This window comes from Barnesiella sp. CU968 (genome assembly GCF_905219685.1).
Classification (GTDB): Bacteria; Bacteroidota; Bacteroidia; order Bacteroidales; family Muribaculaceae; genus Lepagella; species Lepagella muris_A.
On record NZ_CAJMXD010000480.1, the window covers coordinates 1 to 1,968 of the forward strand.

General features: G+C 53.7%; 1 protein-coding gene. It reads left to right on the forward strand.

Features of this window, described 5'->3' with window-relative positions; genetic code table 11:
• Positions 1-1,177: 1,177 nt before the first annotated feature.
• Positions 1,178-1,968: FAD-dependent oxidoreductase (locus JX312_RS12905; RefSeq protein ID WP_204458329.1), on the forward strand; the 791-nt coding region annotated here is incomplete at its 3' end.

Below are 1,968 nucleotides of genomic sequence, written 5' to 3' on the forward strand. Positions count from 1 at the left end.
CACGACAACTTCACGCCGGATTTCGTAAGGGAAGCCGGAGCTAAAGGTTTCATGTCCACGACAGGCTCGGTGCAGGTATGGTCTCCGTATTGCGATGACCCTGTGTTCCAACAGAAGTTCACGGAATTCCTGCAGGCTTTCGCACAAAAATACAACGACCCTGACGTGACAATGTTCATGAGCGGTTTCGGACTCGGCAAATGGGGTGAGAGCCACAGCGTGACCTATTCCACCGGTAACTCCGAACCGCGCGAGGCGGTCATAGACTGGGTGAGCGACGCATATCTTCAGGCATTCACAAAAGTGCCATGCGTCATCAACTACCACAGATGTCTCATGGACACCAAGAGTTTCGACGGTGCCGACACAGGTGTGTCGGAAAAACTGCTTGACAAGCTTGTCGCCAAAGGATATTCCCTGCGTCACGACGCTTACGGCATGAAGGGTTACTACAAAGACTGGGAACGCAATTACGCGCTCGCCAACAGATTCAGCCGCCCTCTCATTGCCGAAGGAGGATGGGTTGAAAGCTCACACGGCGGTTCAATAAAAGGTGACGGATACGCAGACCACGGCGAGGTGCGCCGCGGTGAATTCAACGAAGCGAGAAACACATATGTGAACATGATGGACTTCCGCTATTCAAACTCTATGACAAGCGGCGAGACATGGAGATGGTTCAACAACTGCTTCGACCTCGTGAAGGAATTTATTGCGGAAGGTGGCTACCGCCTCTATCCCGACAAGATCTCACTCCCGAAGTCGGTATCCGGCAACGGTAACGTCACAATGGTTCACCGCTGGAGCAATCTCGGCTGGGGATACTGCCCGACCAATATACCGCAGTGGAACCAGAAATATAAAGTGGCTTTCGCCCTGCTCGACAAAACCACTTCGCAACCCGTGAAGACATATGTCGATCTGGCTCCCTGTCTCAACGAATGGATCAAGGGAAAACCCTCCACTTATGAGTTTTCATTCAGTCTCGGAGGCGTTCCCGNCGGCAACTACACATGGGCTGTCGGTATCGTGGACACAACCAAAGACAACGAAATCGGAATCAGAATCGCGGCAAAGGCGGAGACCACGCCTGAAGGATGNGTCAAGATTTCCGATGTAAGCGTAAACTGATTATTATCCATACAAACAACCCGCAATGAATATCATCAGACGATATATGGCGTGTTCAGCCCTTGCCCTTCTGCCCCTCGCCGGGGCAGAAGCGGCAGAGGTCTGGACAGAAGCCGAGTCCTTCAGTGCAAAAGGGGGATGGGTGGTGGACCAGCAGTTTATCGACTGCATGGGTTCGAGCTACCTTATGGCACATGGCATGGGTAAGCCTGTGGAAGACGCGACAACTACCGTCGACATACCCGAAGAGGGAAAATATACCGTATATGTCCGCACTTTCAACTGGACCTCACCATGGAACGACAAGAAAGGACCCGGCAAATTCAAAGTAAAAATCGACAACCGCGCTTTGTCACAGACACTAGGAGACAGTGGTTCCCGCTGGGGTTGGCAGAAAGCGGGAGAAATAAAACTCAGACAGGGCACACACACACTTGCCTTGCATGACCTCACCGGCTTCAACGGCCGCTGCGACGCAATCTACATGACCACAAGTCCCGGCGAAGCCTCTCTTCCGGACAATGGCGATGAACTTGCCATGATGCGCCGTCGCCTGCTCGGTCTTGACAGCCGTAAACCGCAACGGGCGTCCTACGACATGGTGGTCGTAGGAGGAGGTATCGCGGGAATGTGCGCCGCCGTGGCTGCGGCTCGCAACGGGATGAACGTGGCTCTTGTCAACGACCGCCCCGTATTGGGTGGCAACAACAGTTCTGAAGTCAGAGTGCATCTCGGCGGACATGCCGAAATCGGTCCTAACAAAGGACTCGGAAGAATGATCCGCGAATTCGGGCACTCCCGCGCCGGAAACGCGAAACCTGCCGAATATTACGAAGA